The organism is Candidatus Dependentiae bacterium, from assembly GCA_026389015.1.
Taxonomy (GTDB): Bacteria; Babelota; Babeliae; order Babelales; family Vermiphilaceae; genus JAPLIR01.
Map to the genome: position 1 here is coordinate 1 of JAPLIR010000022.1, position 18,863 is coordinate 18,863.

Consider the following 18,863-nt stretch of genomic DNA (forward strand, 5'->3'; position numbering starts at 1 on the left):
GAATGCTTGTTGTTGCGCCTAATCGTGTGGCATCTGATTCTTTACTTGGCGTTGTAGTGATTGCCGTGACGTTTGCTCCTAGTGCATGAGCTAATTTTACTGCTACGTGTCCTAAGCCACCAATGCCAACAATCCCAACCTTTTTGTCTGCGCCAATATTCCAGTATTTCAATGGTGAGTAAGTCGTAATGCCAGCACAGAGTAATGGTGCTATGCCTGGTAGATCCTGGTCTTTAAAGGCATCGGGAATGTGGAGGGTGAACTGTTCGCTAACTACTATATTTGTTGCATAGCCGCCATAGGTTACGCTGCCCGTATTTTTATCAAAGGTATTAAACGTTTCAATAAAGCCATTTTTGCAAAACTGTTCTAAGCCCGCCTTGCATGCATCGCATTTTAGGCAGCTGCCAACCATGGCTCCTACGGCCGCTCTGTCGCCTATTTTAAATTTGGTTACTTTGTCACCAATTTCTACTACACGTCCTACTATTTCGTGACCGGGCACTATCGGATAGCGTGTATCCAGCCATTCATTACGTGCACGATGTATATCGCTGTGGCATATCCCGCAATATAAAATTTCAAGGTGAATGTCATGTGATGCTGGTTCGCGTCGTTCAAATTCCCATGGTTTGAGTGGGAAAGTTGCTGATTGTGCGGCATAGCCTTGTGTCTTAATCATCGATAGTTCTCCTGAAAAATAGTTGCATAAAGAAAGGAAGGGGGCGAAGGGTAGTTCATAAAAACTGTAGTATAAAGTGACCCTGTGTTGTCAAGATACGAACAATAAAACTATTGTGATGTGGTGTGTCGACCTATATAATTAGAGGCATTCAAGTAGTCAGATTTTTCAGGTAGTGTAACGGTAGATATTATGAACAAAAAACTCCAAGCCTATGGCAACCTGTGCAGCCTTTTTTATGACACCGTCGAAGCGTATGCTCCGGAGCATGAAGTCTCTTTTTATGCCTCGTTTATGGATAAAGACTCAAGGGTGCTGGAGGCAATGTCCGGGTCAGGTCGTTTGCAAATTCCATTGTTGCAACGGGGCTATCAGGTTGATGGGGTAGATAGTTCGGCACATATGCTTGAGCGTTGCCGTCAGCGATGCGCTGCATTGCATTTAACGCCAACATTGTATCAGCAGTCGCTTGAAGAATTTTCGACTGAGCACAACTATAAAACGGTGACTATTGCTATTGCTTCTTTTCAATTGATTGTCGATCGAGCTGCTGCACTTTCAGCGCTTAAAAATCTCCATGCTCACATGGTTGAGGGCGGTGATTTGTTGATTGATATTTTTGTGCCTGATGTGCAAACAGGTTATCAGTCAACACGTATAGCACATGTTGATAGTCATACCATAATTCGGCTTACTACGTACTATGTCATGCACCAGCAAGAGCAAATCGTAGAAGCTTTTTGTATTTATGAGCTTATGGTCGACGGCATTGTCTTGCAGGAAGAGCAGGAGCTGATTCGACTTGTGTGGTATACCGATTTAGATTTAACGACATTGCTTGAACAAGCAGGTTTTGAAGTTGTTAAGATATACGAAGAATCATTCCGTGAAGCTTCTCCATCTCGTATTGTGCATGCGCGTGCAGTGTTCAAAAAATCACGATAATTCTTCTGGTTTATACAGTCTTTTTATTCCTTTTCCAGGTTAGATTTGAATTTCTATCTCTTACTCTTGATTTTATTATTCAATTTGAAATATAATTATTAGTAGAGAGTATATTTTTAATATTTTAAGATACTAAGGAGTATGTATGTTCAAGAAAATAATGCTTTTATCGGTGTTGGGGTTGTTTGCAATGCAAAATGCCTCAGCTCTTACTCAAGCAGAAGAAACTGAAGGCAAAAAATTTGATCGTGGCAGTGATTATGGAGAGTGTCTTGATAATTGCCGTGACTACCATCACAATGTTTTGAATTGGAGCCGTGGTAAAGGCAAAGGTATGTGTTGGTCTGAATGTAAGAAAGCCCATCCTAAAAAAAGTAAGACAGTAACTGTCAAAGAGACATCTGAAAGTTACTAAATCGATGTAATCAATTTTCACCCGCAATCTCTAATTCTTTTGGAGATTGCGGGTGATTGTTTTCTATAGTGATTCGTGTGCCGGTAAATTGGATTATATTATATGGAATGCAGCCAACAGTTAATGCTATGATCGTTCACCATGCCAATTGCTTGCATAAACGAATACATAATAGTTGAGCCAATAAAATTCATTCCTCTTTTTTTTAAATCTTTTGATAGTGCATCGCTTATTGGTGTTGAGGTTGGCGCATTTTGTATAGTCGCCCAATTATTTTTAATTGGTTTGCCGTGTACAAATTTCCAGAGATACGTATCGAAAGAACCAAATTCTTGTTGTATCTTCAAAAACGCCTGTGCATTTTGACGCGTGCTATAAATCTTTAATCGATTGCGAATGATGTCTGGGTTATTACGCAAGGCTTCGAGTTCACTATCAGTTATGAGCGCAACTTTGCGCGGATCAAAATTATGAAATGCTGTGCGATAACCCTCTCGTTTTTTAAGCACTGTTTCCCAACTTAGTCCTGCTTGTGCGCCTTCTAGGATGAGCATTTCAAATAAATGGCGATCGTCATGTACCGGAATTGCCCATTCGTTGTCGTGATATTCTGCATAAAATTCTTTGCCAGCGCCATTGCCAAAACAACGTATTTTTTCTTGAGGCATGAGTTTGTCCTTATTATACGTACAATATTTTATGTTTGGTTTGATTATATCACATTTGCATGAGCCTGTGTTGACTTCTTCATTATAAGATTTGTATCATTTTCCATGGTAGAATGTAAAAAAAATATGAAGAAGGGATAGTTATGAATAAATATACTGATACTTTCGATCGATGTATTCTTGCTTGTGAATTATGCATAGAAGCGTATCAAGAATGCGGAACCGAGTGTTGCTCACCCGATGAAGGTGACTCTGACGATAAGGCATGCATTCAACAAAGTAAAAAAACTATAGATGCATGCAAAGAAGTTATCAGAGTATGCAAAGAAATTATGCAAACATGCAAAGACGAAACTTTCTGCAAAGCATGTGAGCGATGCATAAAAAAATGTTACGATTGCATAAAGTTGTGCGAAGAATGTATTAATGATTGTAAGCCAGCAGAGCATGATTGTCAGGCAATCATGATGCAAGGTATAGAGGCATGTCGCGAATGCCTAGAAGCATGCGATGAATGTATTGAAAAATCTTGCTGCTAAATTAATATTTTTTTATAATCAACAAGGTATATCGGAAAAATTTTCGATATACCTTGTTTTATTATTGAGTGTTTTTGGTATTTTTTTAATTATCCAGCAACTCCGGTGGCACCTGTTGCGCCAGTAGCTCCAGTAGCTCCTGTGACACCTATCGATCCGGTGGCACCTGTTGCGCCTGTAGTACCAGTTGCTCCTGTGTTTCCTGCAGCTCCTGTCGCACCTGTCGCTCCAGTTCTGCCGATTATTTCTGTGACATCAACACCATTAACAGTTATTGTGCCACAAATATTCAAATCTTTAACGCTTAATCTACCAGCACGTAATTTGCAGATTTTTTTTGCTTTTTTTCTTGTTGTAGGTGCATCATTGGTAACATTATCAGTTTCTATACAAAAAGCACCCGATGCGACTATTTTTTTATATTCATAAATGTGCGATTTGAGATCATTCAACGGCAAGCCGCATTCATGCGTTGCAATCACGGCTAAGCATTCATTAATGATGTGCATGGTTAATTTGTAGGGTACAATATTTGCTGCGTCGTCAATATCGTCGCATAAATTTCTGAATTCTTGCGACCAGTGATAATCGGGTAATGACTCCTCTAACATCAAAAAAGCATTTTGTACTTGAGGAGAAAGATATACAAATGAATCAGGTGATGGTTCATCGTTATTTAATCCTCTTGGAACACGAGTTGATCGACTCTGCGCATGAGACTTATGAGTCGGTAGAACGCAAGACAGCAATAACAATAAAACAATTTTTTTGTTATTCATATACTCCTCCTTTTTATAAAGTAATAATGATGACCTCATGAAAAAAATAGTATTGATGGTCGAGTAAAGTCAAGAGACGTAACGTCTGAGATTTTTATTGTTTTGGTGTGGCATGGAAGAATAATTAATCTTCGTAAATTTTTTTACTGCGCAATTTTTTGACGGAGCCCCTGTGTGTTTTTTCATGCAGTCGGGCTTCTTTTTTTGCTTTTGATACTTTAGTCTTCATGCGTTTTTTAGGCACATAGAGCGCTTTGCGTATCTCTTGTGCCAAGCGTGCTAGTGCTGCTTCTTTGTTTTGTGTTTGGCTGCGTGATTCACTGCTGTGAATAATTAAATCGCCATCAGCGGTTAAGCGCGATGCAAGATTAGTGAGCACACGTTCTTTTTGTTCGGGTGTTAATATCGTGGTGTTCTTTACATTCCAACGCACGGTAATACGTGTGTCAGTTTTATTAACATGTTGCCCTCCCGCACCACCTGACCTACTCGTGGTTATCTCAAGTTCGTATTCTGGAATTGTTATGCCATTTTTGACAGGTACGTCGAGCTTCATGGTTACCTTTTTTTTAAAAAAAATTTAGGTTCATTCACCAAAATAATCTTGGCACCGCTGTAACAGCCTGTCAAATTCATGGTGATTAGTGGTGAGTGAATCTTCTCCACGCTTGAAGGTAATGCCAAGAATTCCCGATTCTCGCGGCGCGTAATAGATTAATTCGTCGCGCTTTTTACCCAGTGCATCGGTCATTACGACTTTAACATTAATCATATATTGAAGTTCATCTAGAGGTGATTGGTCTTTTAGCGTAATGAGATGTCCTTGAACAGGAATCAAGCGTTTATCGCCTGTGAGTGTTTTTGCTCCAAGGCCGGCGCAATTAAAAATAATTGACTCATTGCATTCATCAAAAGATGATACTTCTTTTTTTTCAATTGAGATATTGAGTTCATCAACATTACGTTGTAACTCTTGCATGATCGCAGCTGAATTAATAAACACCGTGTGGTAGGCCATTGCTTCATACGTTTTGCCATTATTAAAATCGATGGTCACCTGCTCTGGTTGTTGTACGAGTCCTTGTTCAATATACGGCGCAAAGCCAGGGTCGATATCAAGACCAAAATAAGCGGGTAATAATTTTGGACCTTGTTTAATGAAGGGGTGGGTGCCATTGATTATTTCCAAGAACGTTTTATATGATTCCATACCCATGGCTTGAAAGATTGCCTTTTCGTGCGTTGTAGACGATTTACGGTGGCGTGGAAAAAAGAAACCAGCGGATTTATTTGATGGAATGTTTTTTGTTTCTTTGGCGATGATATGGACAGTATGTCCTTTACGCCTTAACATAATTGCGGTGAGTAGGCCGTAGCATCCAGCACCAATGACGACAATGGACTTGTTTTGTAACGTTGCATTGCGTGAATGTTCATCTTCAAATTGACTGATCGATTCATTAACGCAACCAAAAAGAAAAGTCCAACCAGCGCCACCATGTCCATAATTATGACAGACTAATTTGTTGTCGTGCATTTGGGTGAACACCTGAAATATTCGTTCGCGGTGTGCGCGAATGCAGGTTATCTTTTCCTTAATATGTTCAGGAGTTATGCGGGGTGGGGTGAGGTGAATGATTTTTTTTGTATTCAAGAACGTGGCATTTTTTTAGTTAGTTTAAAGGATTATGGACTTCATGGTAGAGTATACCATAGATTTAAGATGTTTGTGTATTTAAAGGTAGTTTACAGGTTTAGCGAGATGACGATGAGATGACATTGTCATCTCAAATAGCAAAGAGGTATGATATGAAACTCAAGATTATTAAGACGGGAAATTCCTTAGGCATACGGTTACCCAAGGCAATTATTTTGCAATGTAATTTCAAAGAAAACGTGATTATCAAAGTCACCGATCAAGGATTATTATTAATGCCCGATCCTACAGAATCTAATCACATTGGTTGGGAAGGCGCTTATAAAACAACCATTAAGGCACGATCTGGCAAACTAAAAAAACAAGAAAGTCCAAGCGTGGAAGCAACAGTGCTTCTGCCCGATACTGAAAAAGATGTTGAGTGGTAAACATGCTTTATTAATGTGGGGTGAGTATGAAGATAGAAGAAATGCTGTGGATCATCATTTTAATGATCGGTTGTACAAAATTTATACCGGGATATGCAACTACAGATTCAGCGTCTAAATATACTCAAGGGTTAAAGCTTAAGATTATTCAAATAGGGACTTCTTACGGAATACGATTGCCAAAAGCGCTTATCGCCTACTGTAAGTTTAAAAAGAGTGTGATAGCAAAAATTACGGAGCAAGGATTGCTCTTGATGCCTGATGATGCAGAATCTGATGATGATGATACTATCGAACCTCAGATTGCCCAAGGCGATAATAAAGGATGAAGAGTAATGAAAGCAAAAATAATTTTTCTATATTTTGGAATCGTCCTTCTGGGGTGCTATCAAGAAATAAGCGCAATAACACTGATGTACAACATGAGAGTCAGGCGCGCGCTGAATTTGAGTTCTGTGTTACATAAAGATGATGAAAAAATTGGACAGTTTCGGCAGCCCCTGTTTTGGAAACGCGTTCTAGAACAATAGATTTGCCAGCTGGCGCATGTGTTCGCGAAAAGAATATTATAGGTGGATCCATTTTTAACGTGCAGTATATCCCCTCTAAATCGTGGTGGTTTGAAGTTACAACCGGTTTGGAAAAAGAACATACACGCGCAAAAGGTACTTTCGAGGCAAACAAATCCCGTTTTGGTTTTGATGATATAGTACTAGCGGGTGGCCACAGGTTTTTTATCACGGACGATTGGCAGTTTGTGCTTTATGGGCTAGCAGGGTTTCCTACTCGCTATAAAGTAACCCCTGAAGAGGTGTATACCACCTTAGTGGGTACTCGTTTTTTTAGTGCGGGCGTAGGAGGAGAGCTTTCTTATAGTTTCATAAATTCAATGGAAACAATGTTGATTGGTACCTTGCAAGCGAGATTTTTGCATTTTTTTAGCAGACAATGGTTTCCCGTTCTGCCATGTGACGCCAAGATTCAGCCAGGCAATGTCACTGATGCTCTTCTGTCATTAAAATATAGACATAAGAAAAACATTGTTGAACTCATCTATAACCCCACATTTTTTACCAATCAAGCATTTCTCTTAAAAGATTCAACGGTTGAAGTGCCTGCATTTGTTCGTCATAGCGTATCTATTAGCTTTGCTCATGTGTTTGTTCCATCTTCGCAAGCCAAAACCATGGTGGTCGTCGAAGTTGGTCTTAACCCGGGATGGTCAAAGTTTTTTAAAACGAGATTATTCGCGTATTGGGCTGATTTTGGTCTTGTTTTTTAATGTTATGCATATACTACTGTAGTAAAGGATAAAGAGTAATGAAAGTAAAAATAATTTTTTTATATTTTGTAATCGCTCTTCTGGTCGATTGTCAAGAAGGTAATGCCTCAACATTGGTGTATAACATGAGAGTAAGGCGCGCATTGAATCTGAATGCGGTATTGCATAAAGATGACAAAGGCTTTTGGGCCTTTTCGGGTGCTCCTATCGTTTCAACCCGCACCAGAAAGATCGATGTGCCAGATGGCACCTGTGTGCATGAAAAAAATATTATAGCGGGTGCTCTTTTTGATCTTCGCTGGATTCCAACCAAAGAGTGGTGGCTTGAAGTTACAACGGGCCTCGAGGGAGAGTGTGTACGCGCTACGGGAACGCGTACGATTAATAACTCCCGTGTTGGTTTGGATGACATTGTGTTTGCTGGTGGATATAATTTTTTTCTTAACGATGATCTGCAATTTGTGCTCTATGGGCTTACAGGTATTCCTACACGCTGGAAAGTGACTGCTGATGAGGTGTATACTGTTCCTGTCGGCTCCCGACTTTTTGGTGCGGGTTTTGGAGCAGAATTGTCATACAGCTTTATACAGTCAAAGCCGAAAAGTTTGATTGCTGTTCTCCAAACGAGGTTTATACATTTCTTTGCACGAGAGTGGTTCCCTATCTTGCCCTGTGGTGCCAAAATTCAACCTGGAGAAACAATAGATGTTCTTGGTTCCTTAAAGTATCGATATAAAAGAAATGCTGTTGAGGCAGGTTATAACCCTACATTCTTTGCCAATCAAGGGGTACTTTTAAAAAAATCTACTACTATTAGTGCGCCATTTGTGCGTCACAGTTTGTTTATCAATGGTCTTCATGTGTTGGAAAAAACTCCTGACGCAAAGACATTGGTAGCGATTGGTGCTGGTTTTAACGCATCATGGTCTAAAAAGTTTGATACCAGAATATACACCTATTGGGCTAGCGTTGGTGTGCTGTTTTAAGGAATTTTGTATAACAATAAAAACCCCCGAACTTCTTGAACAGAGGTTCGGGGGTTTTTAAGTTTTTATATACCGCTAAAACAATTTTTCCAGTGGCGCGTATGGCATTTTATTTTTGATAAATTTTTCTAGTTCTCGTTGTAATGGCCTGTTAACTTTATCATCGCCAATTGGATTAGCATCGTTGTACAAGTATAAAATTTCTGGAATAAACGCGATGTGTTGTGCTTGGGCCATTTCTACCATAGGATGAATGAGTGCAGCGTCCCATGCCATTTGGAAAAGTTCGCCTTTGTACATTAAGTCAGAAAGTTTGATCTGCTTAAATAATTTTGCATAAAAAGTGTGGAGGTGTGATGGGAAGCATTCACGAATGCCATATTCACTATGTCTTTCTTGATAGTCATGATTCCATCCATGTCGTTGGGCTGGCCACATCATAAATTGGCTGTAGGCGAACCAAACATCTGGATTGGCATAGACGTCATTAATGGTTGATAATACCTGATCGTTGGCTAAAAAGTCGCTGCCGTCAAGTTGTACTACAATAGCTGTGTCGTTACACATGCAAATTGCTTTATAGTAATTTCCTAGAGCGCCCATTCGTTCACTGTTTTTAATCAGTTTTGTACGGTGTCCTTGATTGTTTTTTTGTATATATTCTTCTACTAATTGCCCGGTGCCATCGGGTGAGCAATCATCAACGTAGATGACTGTGTAATTGTGGTAGTTTTGTTTAAAAATAGACTCTAAGTTTTTTTGATACCATATCTTATTGTTATAGCTTGTTGTTACAATTACTATGCTTCGTTCGCCCCGTTCATCAGCTGCATTGAAAGATGAGGAGTTACCGTTGAGAATAAGTGGGGCAATAAGTGCCGCGGTGATGAATAAGATGTGTAGCATAATGATTAACCTGTTTTTTAAAATGTTATAGACATGATTTGTTGTGTGTTTAGTTAAAAAAGAACTTCCAGCGGTTCGTATGGTGTTTTGTTTCTAATGAATGCATCAAGGTTTTTTTGTAATGTTCTATCGATTTTGTGATCGTTAATGGGATTGATGTCATTGTAGATGTAGAGTACTTCAGGAATAAATGCGATATGTTTTTCTTCGGCCATTTCTACCATAGGAAGAATTATTGCCGTATCCCACGCCATTGAAAAAAAATCTCCATTATAGAGTAAATCTTCTCGTTGTATGTTTTTAAATAACTTTGCATAAAATGTTCGTACGTGTGAAGGTCCGCCACCACGAGGGCCGTATAGACTATTGTTTTTAGTATATGGTTGGTTCCACCCAATGGTGTTAGCGGGCCAAAGAAGTAATTGGCTATAAGCGAACCAAATGTTTGGGTCAGCATAGACATCATTAATTTTTGCCAATACTGTAGGGTGTGCCAAAAAGTCGTCGCCATCAACTTGGACTACAATGGCATTGTCCTTGCACATATGAATAGCCGTATAATAATTAGCCAGTGCGCCAACACGTGTGCTGTTTTTTATAACCGTAACGCGATCGGTTTGGCCTTTTTCTGCAACATAGTGTTCTACTAAATCACCGGTGCCATCGGGTGAGCAATCATCAATATAGATGAGTTTATAGTTGTGGTAGTTTTGGGTGAAAATCGAATCTAAATTTTGTTTATACCAAGCTTGGTTTTTATAGCTTGCTATTACGACTACTATGCTGCGCTCGCCATGTTCATCCGGTGCATTAAAAGTTTGTTGATTGCTGTGAATGTTGAGTGAGACAAGCAAGGCCGCTGCTCGTGTCAAAAATTTTAAAATTTGGTGCATGGTAATTCCTTATGCCGTTACGTCGATAGTGGATAACGTGAAGATTTCATCAAAATCTAGGGATTGGTAATGTTTGTAGCCATTGCTGATTAATATATTTCTAATGTCGGCAAACTTATCGGGGAAGTTGTTTTCAAGAATAATGCACTTTATGGTGAATCGTTTAAAATCTATGCCAAGCAATACGTTTTTTTCCGCGCCTTCTACATCAATTGATAAAAAATCTACTTCAAATAAATTGTTTTCCTCAAGGAGTGCGCTGAGCGTGCGACACGGTATTTTGATTATCTCTATTTGACCGCCATTTGATATCACTTCTCTTTTAAGGCGTTCAAGGTGGCGAGCATCATACAGTTCGGCTATGCCACTTAACATTTCAGGTGCGCCACTCACTTGCATAAAGTCTACAGGTTCGTCGGCATTTCCTATGCAGCATGCATAACATGTTGCGCTTCTATTGTTTTTTAGTTGCGGAAATATTTGAGGATGAGGTTCGACGCATAGACCGGTCCAACCCAATTCTTTTTCAAAAAAATAGGTGTTGCTGTAAGAGATGCCATCGTGTGCTCCAACGTCCACAAAGACGCCGTTTCTTTTGTTTTTGAATAGGTGTTCGTTAAGAAATTTATCCTGTCCGCATTGACTATAATACGGAAAGAATGGTTGTAAGTAGTTTGTGTATGTTGTGTTCATTGCTGTTATGAGCAGAGCGATAACGTGGATTTTTTTCATGGCGGTGCCTTTTTTTTCAAGAGTTAACATGGTGAAGTTTTGTTAACTTACTTTTTGTAACGGATAAATGTTTCATAATGAGCAATATCTATATTATTCCTTGATCGAAATAGAGATGTGAAGGTGTTGATTTGTCTGCAGCTCCAGTGAATATGTATTGGTGAACGCTTGCCATCAATAGTGAGTACATTCCAACCATGATGAAACATTCTATAGCCTAATACGTTAACAAAAATACTTGCTAATGTTTGGTCATGGCGGCCTTCTCCAAAGCCTATTCTGGCAGATCCATCGTCCATAAATACTGTCAAATCAGAAGCTAAATTGTACATGGGCAGCACATAGTCATCGTATACAGCATGGCTCAGTCCCTGAACTCCTCCATCAATGGATGTAGTGTTTTCATCTGAACATAGATCTTGTTCTGCAGGGCTCATGTGAGCAATAACTTTTTCAAAAACTGGTTTTGTTATTCTTGGCTCAATGGGAACGCCGGTGTTCAAAAAAAATGATCCATGTTGTCGAATGTGTTTAAAGAGATCGGTTAAAGGTTGTAACACCGTGGTGCCGGCATCCAGGTACAAAATGTGAGGGAACATGTCTAAAGCTTGTTTAATGACAACGGGCTTCCAGGTGAACCAACCACGTTTTATGAGTTGATCGGGATTGGTTCTGAAGTATTGTAAAATATGTGGGTTTTTTCTTTCGACGTCACAGACAATAACTTTTTCGATAGTACACAAGTGTGCTCTTGCTTCTGGTGGCAGGCCAAGATCAAATATGGCGATTGTACCAAGATTATCAAAATCGTTTTTGTGGATACTCCCTATTAAATTCATGAGCATTGTAAAATAATCTCCATCGGCAGCAGTACAATAGTAATGACGGCTGTCATTCAGGGAATTATTTTGGGTATGTTGATTGTCAAAGGGTGCAGTATCATTGTGTCCTTGAATGTCATATGATGCGCTTAATAAAAGAAACATAAGGCAGAGATTTATTTTGTTCATAGCGGATCTTTTTGGGTCATTTTACGTTCAATATAGAGTCTCAAATTAAAGTGTAAATGTTGTGCCCGTGGATTAACTTCAAGTGCTTTAAGTACGGCCCATTCACCTGTTTCGTATTCACCGATATACCAAGAACATATGCCCAAAATATCGTAACGTTCAAAGTCGTACATATATTTTTCGACAAACAAAACATCTTGGACTGGGTAAGGAATTTTTACGGCGCGTGAAGCAAAAATAAAGGCAAGCGGCATATTGTTTTTATGGCGATAATATTGCGCTATTTTAATAAGAGGTTCAGCGCGGTGGGGCCGCATGGTGAAGGCTTTTAAGTAAAGTTTTACGGCATCAGAAACTATTTCTGGTTCATCTTTTGATTCCATCATTTCTGCAACTCTTGCTAAACGATACGTCGTGACGTAGTTTTCTTCGTCCCAACCTTGAATTTCAGAACGTTTTTTATAAAACAAAAATGCATTTTCAAGATCATCGAGTGCTTCGTATGTTTGTGCAAGATAGAATAACGTGCGTGGATCGCGGCGATCTTCGATATAACTTTTTAATAAAAGTTGTAGGTCGCGGTGCCAGCGTTGTGCAGATTTTTCTTTACCGACTTGTGATGGACGCCATTCAAAATACGCGCTGTCAGGAGCTTTAATGACGCTTACTTGGTTGAGTGCTTCATGTACTGCGCCTACAAATTTTACGCCACATTTGCAGCGAATCAGTCGGCTGGTGTAAAATGAGACTGCACTGTTTTTGATGGATACAAGGTACGATCCTTCATTGCTGTGCTTAACAGTTTTACAAAACTCTAATAATTCTTCAACGTTATGCATATACCATTCTGCATCGGGCATGAGCATGAATGTTGCATCAGGGAAAATCCCCTCTACGGCATCAAGTGCATGGTTACGGGAGGTTGAAAAATCAATAAAAGGTTCTTCAACAACGTGACCTTCGCTAATATCATATTTTTTAAATAATGATTGTGCGATGTCTTGTGTGCCATCGGTTGAGCCCGTATCAAAGACAACAAAATGTTTTACGCCGCCGTCGATATAGGGCTGCAGTGTTTCTTCTATGGAACCAGCCTCATTTTTTACCATAAGTACGGTTACGAGTAATGGGTCACAAGAAATGGATTGGATGAATAAAATGATGATAAAAAATAGTGATTTAAACTTCATGCGCTCTCCTGTATATATAGATGAATAAATTGTTCTACACTAAACCAATATAAAAAAAGTTTGTCAAGCATCGCATGATGCTATGAATCAAATGATTTGAGTGTTATGAGTAGCTTGAGCTGGCAAAAGATGGTAGTATCCTCTGGTTGTTTTGAGGAGTAAAAAAATAAAAGAAAGGTCTGATAGTGGGCAGAAAAATAGTGTTGGTAGCGTGGTTGTTTATATATATATTTTCTGGTGTTACGTTAGCAGATGCGCCGAAAACAAAAATGTGGAGTATTCTGATATGCACGCTGGAAGAGCGTAAAGAGAGTTTTAAAAGAATTTATAATAAGTTACAGCGTCAAATTTTAGTTAACAATCTTTCCGATCAGGTTGAGGTATTATTTTTCAAAGATAATCGCGAACATTCAATTGGTTTTAAAAGAAACGCGCTATTGCAACAAAGCCAAGCAGAATATGTGTGTTGTGTAGATGATGATGATGATGTGCATGATTTTTATGTGCCTATGATTTATGAAAAGTTATTGCAATCTCCTGATTGCGTGAGTCTTGTTGGAGTCATGACCACGAATGGAAAAAATCCAGAAACATTTATACATTCAATAGAATATAACAATAAATATTGCACAGAAAATGGCGTGCATTTACGTCCACCAAATCATTTAAATCCAGTCAAGCGATCTATTGCATTACAATTTTTATTCCCCGAAAATAATTATGGTGAAGATCGTTCATGGACCTTAGACATGGCCCATTCAGGACTTTTGCAAACAGAGGCCGTCATTGATGTCCCTTATTATTTTTATCAGTACGATGGCAAATATTCCGGACAATCGACTCCGTACGTAAAGCCACGTGTTTCTATTATCACATCGTTGTATAAAGGCGATGAGTTTATCGAAGGATTTTTGGCTGATATCGTGCGGCAGACAATATTCAACGAGTGTGAATTGATTATTATCAATGCAAATTCTCCTGATAATGAAGAGCCGATTATTAAAGCATATTGTGAGCTGTATCCTAACATTGTGTATGAACGACTTGCCGTAGACCCTGGCTTGTATGCTGTTTGGAACTATGCGATTAGTATCGCGCGCGCTGATTTAGTAACCAATTCGAATGTTGATGACCGTCGAAATCCTGAATCACTCGAAACACATGCACGCGTATTGGAAGACGACATTACGATCGACTTGGTATACTCAGATGTGTACGTAACCTATGGACCGAACGAAACATTTGAATGTAATAGTAGGTATGGCGTCATATGTTCCGATGAATTTGCCCCAGAACGCATGAATCATTGTCAGCCAGGACCACAACCAATGTGGCGCAAAGCGTTGCATAGTGAGCACGGTTGGTTTGACGAGACCTTTATTTCTGCGGGGGACTATGAATTTTGGAATCGATTAGCAAGTCATGGTGTCCGTTTTAAAAAAGTTCCGGGTATTGCAGGGCTGTTTTATCAAAATCCGCATGGACTTTCTACCGATCAAGATTCAGCGAAAGCAGCACGACGTCATCATGAAAATCAACGTGTCGTAGCGCAGTATCGTCACATGTGGGGCTGGTAAAATCGATATCATGATGAGATAAAAAAATGCCTCTCTTGCAGGTTGTTGAACCGTATAGCAAGAGAGGCATTTTTGTTTTAGCAGTGTACTAAGCAATGCGGATTATGAGTATTGATGCGCTGACGCCTGTTAGTGTTCCACCAGCTGTAGGTGTGGTGGTGACTGCACCTGCCGACGTGTCATTAACGAGAGTGATCATGTCACCTGCATTAGCATTAAATATTACAAATCCTGTATTTTGTTGATTGACGTCTGCTGATCCATAGCGTGCGGACGCGCTAGTTGGGGAGCTAATTGGAGAGCCATTTCGATATAAAGTGAATTGATTTGCAGTTGTTGCTGTAACAGAAAACCAAGCTTCAAAAAGTCCTCCCGTATTAATAGTGATGTTTCCTGTAGCTGGTGCGTGAGAGAAGCCTGTCGTTATAGGCCCATTGGAACTGAACGATTTAGTGCTTGTAACAGCAACTGATTGAGTCGTATCATCATACACATAGGCATAATCTAAAGCGCCTAATGGAGTAATTCCCTGAGGGCCTGCTGGGCCCTGGGCTCCTTGCGAGCCTTGTGCTCCTTGTGCTCCGGTGGTGCCAGTAGCACCAGTAATGCCAGTAATTCCTTTAGTTCCTGTAGTTCCTGTAAGACCCGTAGTTCCAGTAATACCTGTAATACCAGTTGTTCCAGTGGCTCCTGTTGTGCCGGTGGTTCCTGTGAGTCCTCTTGATCCTGTTGCTCCTGTTGCGCCCTTAGTGCCAAGCGCTCCCATGGCGCCAGCAATGCCGGCAATTCCCGTGAGGCCCGTTGCTCCGGTAGCACCGGTAATGCCTGTTGCACCTGTTGATCCTGTTGCTCCGGTAATGCCAAATCCGGTAGCGCCTGTGTCGCCAGTTGGTCCCGTTGGGCCAACATCACCCGTTGCGCCCGTGGCACCGGCTGGTCCAAACCCCAACGACCCTACAGATCCCGTGGCACCGGTAATGCCAGGAGCGCCGGTTGCTCCTGTGGCGCCAGTAACGCCAGTGTCACCCGTGGCGCCAACACCGGTTGGGCCTGTGATGCCGGTGTCCCCGGTTGGGCCAGTATCCCCTCGAGGCCCTCGTGCACCCGTTGGTCCAGTTCCAGTATCACCTGTTGCCCCGGTGGGACCAGTTACGCCTGTTTGACCAGAAGCACCGGTTATGCCGCTCGCTCCTGTTGGGCCAACTCCGGTAGCGCCAGTAGTACCCGTGAGTCCTGTTGCGCCGGTAGCGCCAAGAATGTTGGTGATATCAATGCCGTTGACGAGTAATGTTTGTGCTGCAAGGGTGCAGGTGATGCAGAGGTTGCAATAGGTTTGATTTCTGCAGCTTCTGGTTATTTCGTCAAGCGTATAGTCGTAGTCGTCATGGTAAGCTTGTGTTTGCCCGCACCAGATAAATATGGTGAGGAGGGTGAGGTTGCGATAAATGGTGTACATAATGTGGGTTCCTTTTTAAATATTATTTTACGAAACTCTATGGATAAGGAGCGACCAGCTAACATTAAATGCCGATCCGCCAGTGGGTGGAATACCTACGACGTTATAAGCATACTGTGACAAGGATTGTCCTGCTGATGCGGTAAAAATCCCGTGGCCTGTGTTTTGTTGGTTGGCTGATGCAGAGCCATAGAGAGTTCCAGGTATATCCGTAAAAGTTGAGGGGGGGGTCAACAGGCGTAACTTCATTTGAAAGGCGTTATTATTGGTGAAGGAGTGCCAATATTCGTAAGTTCCTGTTGTGTTAATTCTAATGGACGAATATTGCGGTGGCCCTCCCACCGGTGTGAAAGCAGAGGTGCTTGGACCAAACTCGATATAAGGAAAATCTCCCGTGCCGCTGAAATTACCATTGTCGTAATAGGCATAAAAATAATCTAATGGTGCAGCAGCACCATTCGTGCCTGCTGGTCCTTGGGCGCCTTGAACGCCAGTCTGTCCTGTTGCTCCTGTTGCTCCTGTTGCGCCGGTTGTTCCTGTAGCTCCAGTATTTCCTGTCGCGCCTGTTGCGCCGGTGATGCCAGTTGTGCCTGTAGCGCCAGTTGTTCCCGTTGTGCCTGTCGTGCCGGTTTTTCCTGAGGCACCAATAGCGCCAAATGATCCTAGATTTCCTACTGCTCCGGTTTCTCCAGTAGAGCCGGTTGCTCCTTTGGCGCCAGTGGCACCGATGTTGCCGGTAGCTCCCGTTGAGCCTGTTATTCCTGTGGCGCCGGTAGCACCTGTTGGGCCGGTAGGGCCAGGGCTGCCGGTAGCTCCTCGAAAACCTTGCGTGCCCGTTGCGCCACCAATTGCTCCCACGGGTCCCGTTGGTCCTGTTGGGCCTGTTGCGCCGGTAGCGCCAGTTGGTGCTATGCCCGTTGCGCCGGTGGCGCCGGTAATGCCAAGGCTGCCAGTTTCTCCCGTTGCTCCGATGGGTCCTGTTTCGCCTTGTGGTCCTTGGCTACCTTGTGGTCCGGTAAGGCCTGTTGGGCCGGTATCTCCCGTTGCACCTATAATACCGGTTGGACCTGTGTCCCCGGTAGGTCCTGTTGGGTAGGCACCTGTTGCGCCGGTGGCGCCAGTTGGTCCTGTATTTCCAGCGGCTCCTATGGTACCAGTTTCGCCTTTGCTGCCAGTTATGCCAAGAATATCTTGTACATTAACACCATTGACCAGTACGGTGCCAGCGTTTAAGGTGCAGGTTACTGAAAGGGTACAAAATCTTGGTTGTTTGCATGCACGGGTAATGGCATCTTCGGCCATCAGGATCGTCATCTCATGTTCATTGAGAGATTTGAGCGATGACGTCATGCATAATAATGGGATGATTATATTTTTTATTTGTAGCATTGTAGTTCCTTTTTTTAAGCGAGCCTTCGCACATGCAGTGATGCATTGACGTTTGTGAATACTCCGCCTGCATTTGTTTGCAGGGTGATTGTTCCAACAGTAGAAACTAAATTTCTTAGATTGAGGATGCTTGGTCCTGCGGTGGAAAAAATAGCAAAACCAGTGTTTTGTTGGTTGGGGGCACCTGACCCATATATTCTTCCGCCTGCTACGTTGTTATCTACGGCTAATGAAAATTGATTGGCTTCTACGCCTGTAACATCCCACCAAACAGCATAGGTGCCGGCAATACTTATATTGAGGTTTTTGTTTCCTCCGGTCAAAGAAAAAATCGAAGTCATAGGTCCCGCTGTATCAAATGAAACGTCGCCACTAGGTAGGATAGTTGCTGCTCCTAAGTTATAGACATACGCATAATCATAGTATCCAGCTGCACCAGCAGCACCAGCAGGGCCAACCGAGCCAGCTGCTCCCGTGGCTCCTGTGGCGCCTGTAGCTCCGCGGTTTCCTGTGCTACCAGTAGCGCCGGTAATGCCTGTGGGGCCTGTTGCTCCAGTTGTTCCAGTTGCGCCAGTAATACCAGTAGTGCCCGTTGTTCCAGTAGTGCCCGTTGTTCCTGTAGTGCCTGTAGCGCCGGTTGCTCCTTTGGCGCCGTCATCACCAGCATCACCAGTAATGCCAGTAGCGCCGGTTGAACCTGTTGCGCCCCTCACTCCCGTGGGTCCGGTTGTTCCTTGGGCTCCTGTGGCGCCAGTGGGCCCTGTAGCGCCGGTGGTTGAACCCGTTGCGCCGGTTGGTCCTGTTGCGCCTTGTGCGCCGCCGGCTGCTCCGGTGGCTCCCGTAGGGCCAGTTGGACCAGTAGCGCCAGTTTCGCCTGTCGCACCGGTTGGGCCTGCGTCGCCCATTGCGCCAGTAGCGCCGGTTGCTCCGGTTGGACCAGTAGGGCCAGTTTGCGTGCCGCCAGTTGGTCCGGTAGCCCCTATAAATCCAGTTCTTCCGACGGTGCCTATGGGGCCAGTTGGGCCGGTGGTTGTTATGCCGATAAACCCCGTTGGGCCGGTTTCGCCCGTTGGGCCAGTAATTCCTGTGGCTCCGGTAGCTCCAGTTGGTCCAGTAATAGTTGCTCCCGTTGCGCCAGTGGCTCCGGTAGCACCAGTTATGCCGACAAGGTCAGCAATATTCATACCATTGACGATTAATATTTTTGCGGCCACGGTACAAGTGACGGTGAGATTACAAAACTTGACGGGGTTGCAGCCTCGCGTGATGTCATCATCGTAGTCATCGATTGTGTCTGGTAGTGTATTGGTGGTTACGCATGCCAAGAGC

General features: G+C 42.4%; 20 protein-coding genes and 2 pseudogenes. 9 read left to right on the forward strand and 13 right to left on the reverse strand.

What is annotated here, in order from left to right:
• The coding region (locus NTX86_03785) for an NAD(P)-dependent alcohol dehydrogenase (GenBank protein ID MCX5922424.1) at positions 1 to 682 on the reverse strand (682 nt) is incomplete at its 3' end.
• A 192-nt stretch (positions 683 to 874) separates the two neighbouring features.
• On the opposite strand from NTX86_03785, the gene NTX86_03790 reads away from it, so the two are divergent.
• Positions 875 to 1,627, forward strand: coding sequence for a class I SAM-dependent methyltransferase (locus tag NTX86_03790; GenBank protein MCX5922425.1), 753 nt, complete (start codon positions 875 to 877; stop codon positions 1,625 to 1,627).
• A gap of 145 nt (positions 1,628 to 1,772) precedes the next feature.
• Positions 1,773 to 2,042 carry a hypothetical protein gene (locus tag NTX86_03795; GenBank protein MCX5922426.1) on the forward strand — a complete coding sequence of 90 codons (270 nt, stop codon included), beginning with the start codon at positions 1,773 to 1,775 and terminating at the stop codon, positions 2,040 to 2,042.
• A gap of 98 nt (positions 2,043 to 2,140) precedes the next feature.
• Here NTX86_03795 and NTX86_03800 read toward each other — a convergent pair whose 3' ends face one another.
• A complete protein-coding gene (locus NTX86_03800) occupies positions 2,141 to 2,710 on the reverse strand; it encodes a DNA-3-methyladenine glycosylase I (GenBank protein ID MCX5922427.1) in 570 nt (189 codons plus the stop codon).
• Between the two features lie 143 nt (positions 2,711 to 2,853).
• On the opposite strand from NTX86_03800, the gene NTX86_03805 reads away from it, so the two are divergent.
• A complete protein-coding gene (locus NTX86_03805) occupies positions 2,854 to 3,249 on the forward strand; it encodes a hypothetical protein (GenBank protein ID MCX5922428.1) in 396 nt (131 codons plus the stop codon).
• Between the two features lie 89 nt (positions 3,250 to 3,338).
• Here NTX86_03805 and NTX86_03810 read toward each other — a convergent pair whose 3' ends face one another.
• The 3 genes from NTX86_03810 to NTX86_03820 form a co-directional block, all read right to left on the reverse strand.
• A complete protein-coding gene (locus NTX86_03810) occupies positions 3,339 to 4,028 on the reverse strand; it encodes a hypothetical protein (protein ID MCX5922429.1) in 690 nt (229 codons plus the stop codon).
• Between the two features lie 124 nt (positions 4,029 to 4,152).
• Positions 4,153 to 4,584, reverse strand: a complete 432-nt coding sequence (gene arfB / locus NTX86_03815; protein ID MCX5922430.1) for an alternative ribosome rescue aminoacyl-tRNA hydrolase ArfB — start codon at positions 4,582 to 4,584, stop codon at positions 4,153 to 4,155.
• A gap of 30 nt (positions 4,585 to 4,614) precedes the next feature.
• Positions 4,615 to 5,682: an FAD-dependent oxidoreductase gene (locus NTX86_03820; GenBank protein MCX5922431.1), complete on the reverse strand. Its 1,068-nt coding sequence runs from the start codon at positions 5,680 to 5,682 to the stop codon at positions 4,615 to 4,617.
• A 155-nt stretch (positions 5,683 to 5,837) separates the two neighbouring features.
• Between NTX86_03820 and NTX86_03825 the strand changes: the two genes are divergently transcribed.
• The 5 genes from NTX86_03825 to NTX86_03845 are packed head-to-tail and all read left to right on the forward strand — an operon-like array spanning position 5,838 to position 8,381.
• Positions 5,838 to 6,113: an AbrB/MazE/SpoVT family DNA-binding domain-containing protein gene (locus tag NTX86_03825; protein ID MCX5922432.1), complete on the forward strand. Its 276-nt coding sequence runs from the start codon at positions 5,838 to 5,840 to the stop codon at positions 6,111 to 6,113.
• Positions 6,114 to 6,139: 26 nt separating this feature from the next.
• Complete coding sequence (locus NTX86_03830) at positions 6,140 to 6,442, forward strand: hypothetical protein (GenBank protein MCX5922433.1); 303 nt, start codon at positions 6,140 to 6,142, stop codon at positions 6,440 to 6,442.
• Positions 6,439 to 6,579: a hypothetical protein gene (locus NTX86_03835; GenBank protein ID MCX5922434.1), complete on the forward strand. Its 141-nt coding sequence runs from the start codon at positions 6,439 to 6,441 to the stop codon at positions 6,577 to 6,579. Before NTX86_03830 ends, NTX86_03835 begins: the two co-directional genes overlap by 4 nt.
• Positions 6,580 to 6,618: 39 nt before the next feature.
• Complete coding sequence (locus tag NTX86_03840; protein ID MCX5922435.1) at positions 6,619 to 7,395, forward strand: hypothetical protein; 777 nt, start codon at positions 6,619 to 6,621, stop codon at positions 7,393 to 7,395.
• A gap of 38 nt (positions 7,396 to 7,433) precedes the next feature.
• The gene (locus NTX86_03845; protein MCX5922436.1) at positions 7,434 to 8,381 is read left to right on the forward strand and encodes a hypothetical protein; all 948 of its coding nucleotides are present in this window, start codon (positions 7,434 to 7,436) and stop codon (positions 8,379 to 8,381) included.
• 75 nt (positions 8,382 to 8,456) lie between these two features.
• Here the strand turns inward: NTX86_03845 and NTX86_03850 are convergent, their stop codons facing one another.
• From NTX86_03850 to NTX86_03870, 5 genes are read right to left on the reverse strand one after another with little or no spacing between them, the layout of a single operon-like run.
• A complete protein-coding gene (locus NTX86_03850; protein ID MCX5922437.1) occupies positions 8,457 to 9,287 on the reverse strand; it encodes a glycosyltransferase in 831 nt (276 codons plus the stop codon).
• Between the two features lie 53 nt (positions 9,288 to 9,340).
• On the reverse strand, positions 9,341 to 10,180 hold the full coding sequence (locus NTX86_03855) for a glycosyltransferase (protein MCX5922438.1): 840 nt from the start codon (positions 10,178 to 10,180) through the stop codon (positions 9,341 to 9,343).
• A 9-nt stretch (positions 10,181 to 10,189) separates the two neighbouring features.
• Positions 10,190 to 10,912: an FkbM family methyltransferase gene (locus NTX86_03860; GenBank protein MCX5922439.1), complete on the reverse strand. Its 723-nt coding sequence runs from the start codon at positions 10,910 to 10,912 to the stop codon at positions 10,190 to 10,192.
• A 47-nt stretch (positions 10,913 to 10,959) separates the two neighbouring features.
• Positions 10,960 to 11,922 (reverse strand): hypothetical protein, encoded by a 963-nt coding sequence (locus tag NTX86_03865; protein MCX5922440.1) that lies wholly within the window; start codon positions 11,920 to 11,922, stop codon positions 10,960 to 10,962.
• Positions 11,919 to 13,112 (reverse strand): hypothetical protein, encoded by a 1,194-nt coding sequence (locus NTX86_03870; protein MCX5922441.1) that lies wholly within the window; start codon positions 13,110 to 13,112, stop codon positions 11,919 to 11,921. The genes NTX86_03865 and NTX86_03870 overlap by 4 nt, the downstream gene beginning before the upstream one ends.
• 185 nt (positions 13,113 to 13,297) lie before the next feature.
• On the opposite strand from NTX86_03870, the gene NTX86_03875 reads away from it, so the two are divergent.
• Complete coding sequence (locus NTX86_03875; protein MCX5922442.1) at positions 13,298 to 14,689, forward strand: glycosyltransferase; 1,392 nt, start codon at positions 13,298 to 13,300, stop codon at positions 14,687 to 14,689.
• 88 nt (positions 14,690 to 14,777) lie between these two features.
• Here NTX86_03875 and NTX86_03880 read toward each other — a convergent pair whose 3' ends face one another.
• From NTX86_03880 to NTX86_03890, 3 genes and pseudogenes are all read right to left on the reverse strand, one after another.
• Positions 14,778 to 16,145, reverse strand: coding sequence for a collagen-like protein (locus tag NTX86_03880; protein MCX5922443.1), 1,368 nt, complete (start codon positions 16,143 to 16,145; stop codon positions 14,778 to 14,780).
• A 462-nt stretch (positions 16,146 to 16,607) separates the two neighbouring features.
• Positions 16,608 to 17,327 (reverse strand): annotated as a pseudogene (locus tag NTX86_03885) (collagen-like protein).
• A gap of 632 nt (positions 17,328 to 17,959) precedes the next feature.
• Positions 17,960 to 18,697 (reverse strand): annotated as a pseudogene (locus NTX86_03890) (hypothetical protein).
• Between the last annotated feature and the right edge of the window lie 166 nt (positions 18,698 to 18,863).

Bases quoted from the DNA above. Each gene is read 5' to 3' on its own strand.
- NTX86_03790 (MCX5922425.1), top strand. From the start codon at position 875: ATGAACAAAAAACTCCAAGCCTATGGCAACCTGTGCAGCCTTTTTTAT.
- NTX86_03795 (MCX5922426.1), top strand. From the start codon at position 1,773: ATGTTCAAGAAAATAATGCTTTTATCGGTGTTGGGGTTGTTTGCAATG.
- NTX86_03800 (MCX5922427.1), bottom strand. From the start codon at position 2,710: ATGCCTCAAGAAAAAATACGTTGTTTTGGCAATGGCGCTGGCAAAGAA.
- NTX86_03805 (MCX5922428.1), top strand. From the start codon at position 2,854: ATGAATAAATATACTGATACTTTCGATCGATGTATTCTTGCTTGTGAA.
- NTX86_03810 (MCX5922429.1), bottom strand. From the start codon at position 4,028: ATGAATAACAAAAAAATTGTTTTATTGTTATTGCTGTCTTGCGTTCTA.
- arfB (MCX5922430.1), bottom strand. From the start codon at position 4,584: ATGAAGCTCGACGTACCTGTCAAAAATGGCATAACAATTCCAGAATAC.
- NTX86_03825 (MCX5922432.1), top strand. From the start codon at position 5,838: ATGAAACTCAAGATTATTAAGACGGGAAATTCCTTAGGCATACGGTTA.
- NTX86_03830 (MCX5922433.1), top strand. From the start codon at position 6,140: ATGAAGATAGAAGAAATGCTGTGGATCATCATTTTAATGATCGGTTGT.
- NTX86_03835 (MCX5922434.1), top strand. From the start codon at position 6,439: ATGAAGAGTAATGAAAGCAAAAATAATTTTTCTATATTTTGGAATCGT.
- NTX86_03845 (MCX5922436.1), top strand. From the start codon at position 7,434: ATGAAAGTAAAAATAATTTTTTTATATTTTGTAATCGCTCTTCTGGTC.
- NTX86_03850 (MCX5922437.1), bottom strand. From the start codon at position 9,287: ATGCTACACATCTTATTCATCACCGCGGCACTTATTGCCCCACTTATT.
- NTX86_03855 (MCX5922438.1), bottom strand. From the start codon at position 10,180: ATGCACCAAATTTTAAAATTTTTGACACGAGCAGCGGCCTTGCTTGTC.
- NTX86_03860 (MCX5922439.1), bottom strand. From the start codon at position 10,912: ATGAAAAAAATCCACGTTATCGCTCTGCTCATAACAGCAATGAACACA.
- NTX86_03865 (MCX5922440.1), bottom strand. From the start codon at position 11,922: ATGAACAAAATAAATCTCTGCCTTATGTTTCTTTTATTAAGCGCATCA.
- NTX86_03870 (MCX5922441.1), bottom strand. From the start codon at position 13,112: ATGAAGTTTAAATCACTATTTTTTATCATCATTTTATTCATCCAATCC.
- NTX86_03880 (MCX5922443.1), bottom strand. From the start codon at position 16,145: ATGTACACCATTTATCGCAACCTCACCCTCCTCACCATATTTATCTGG.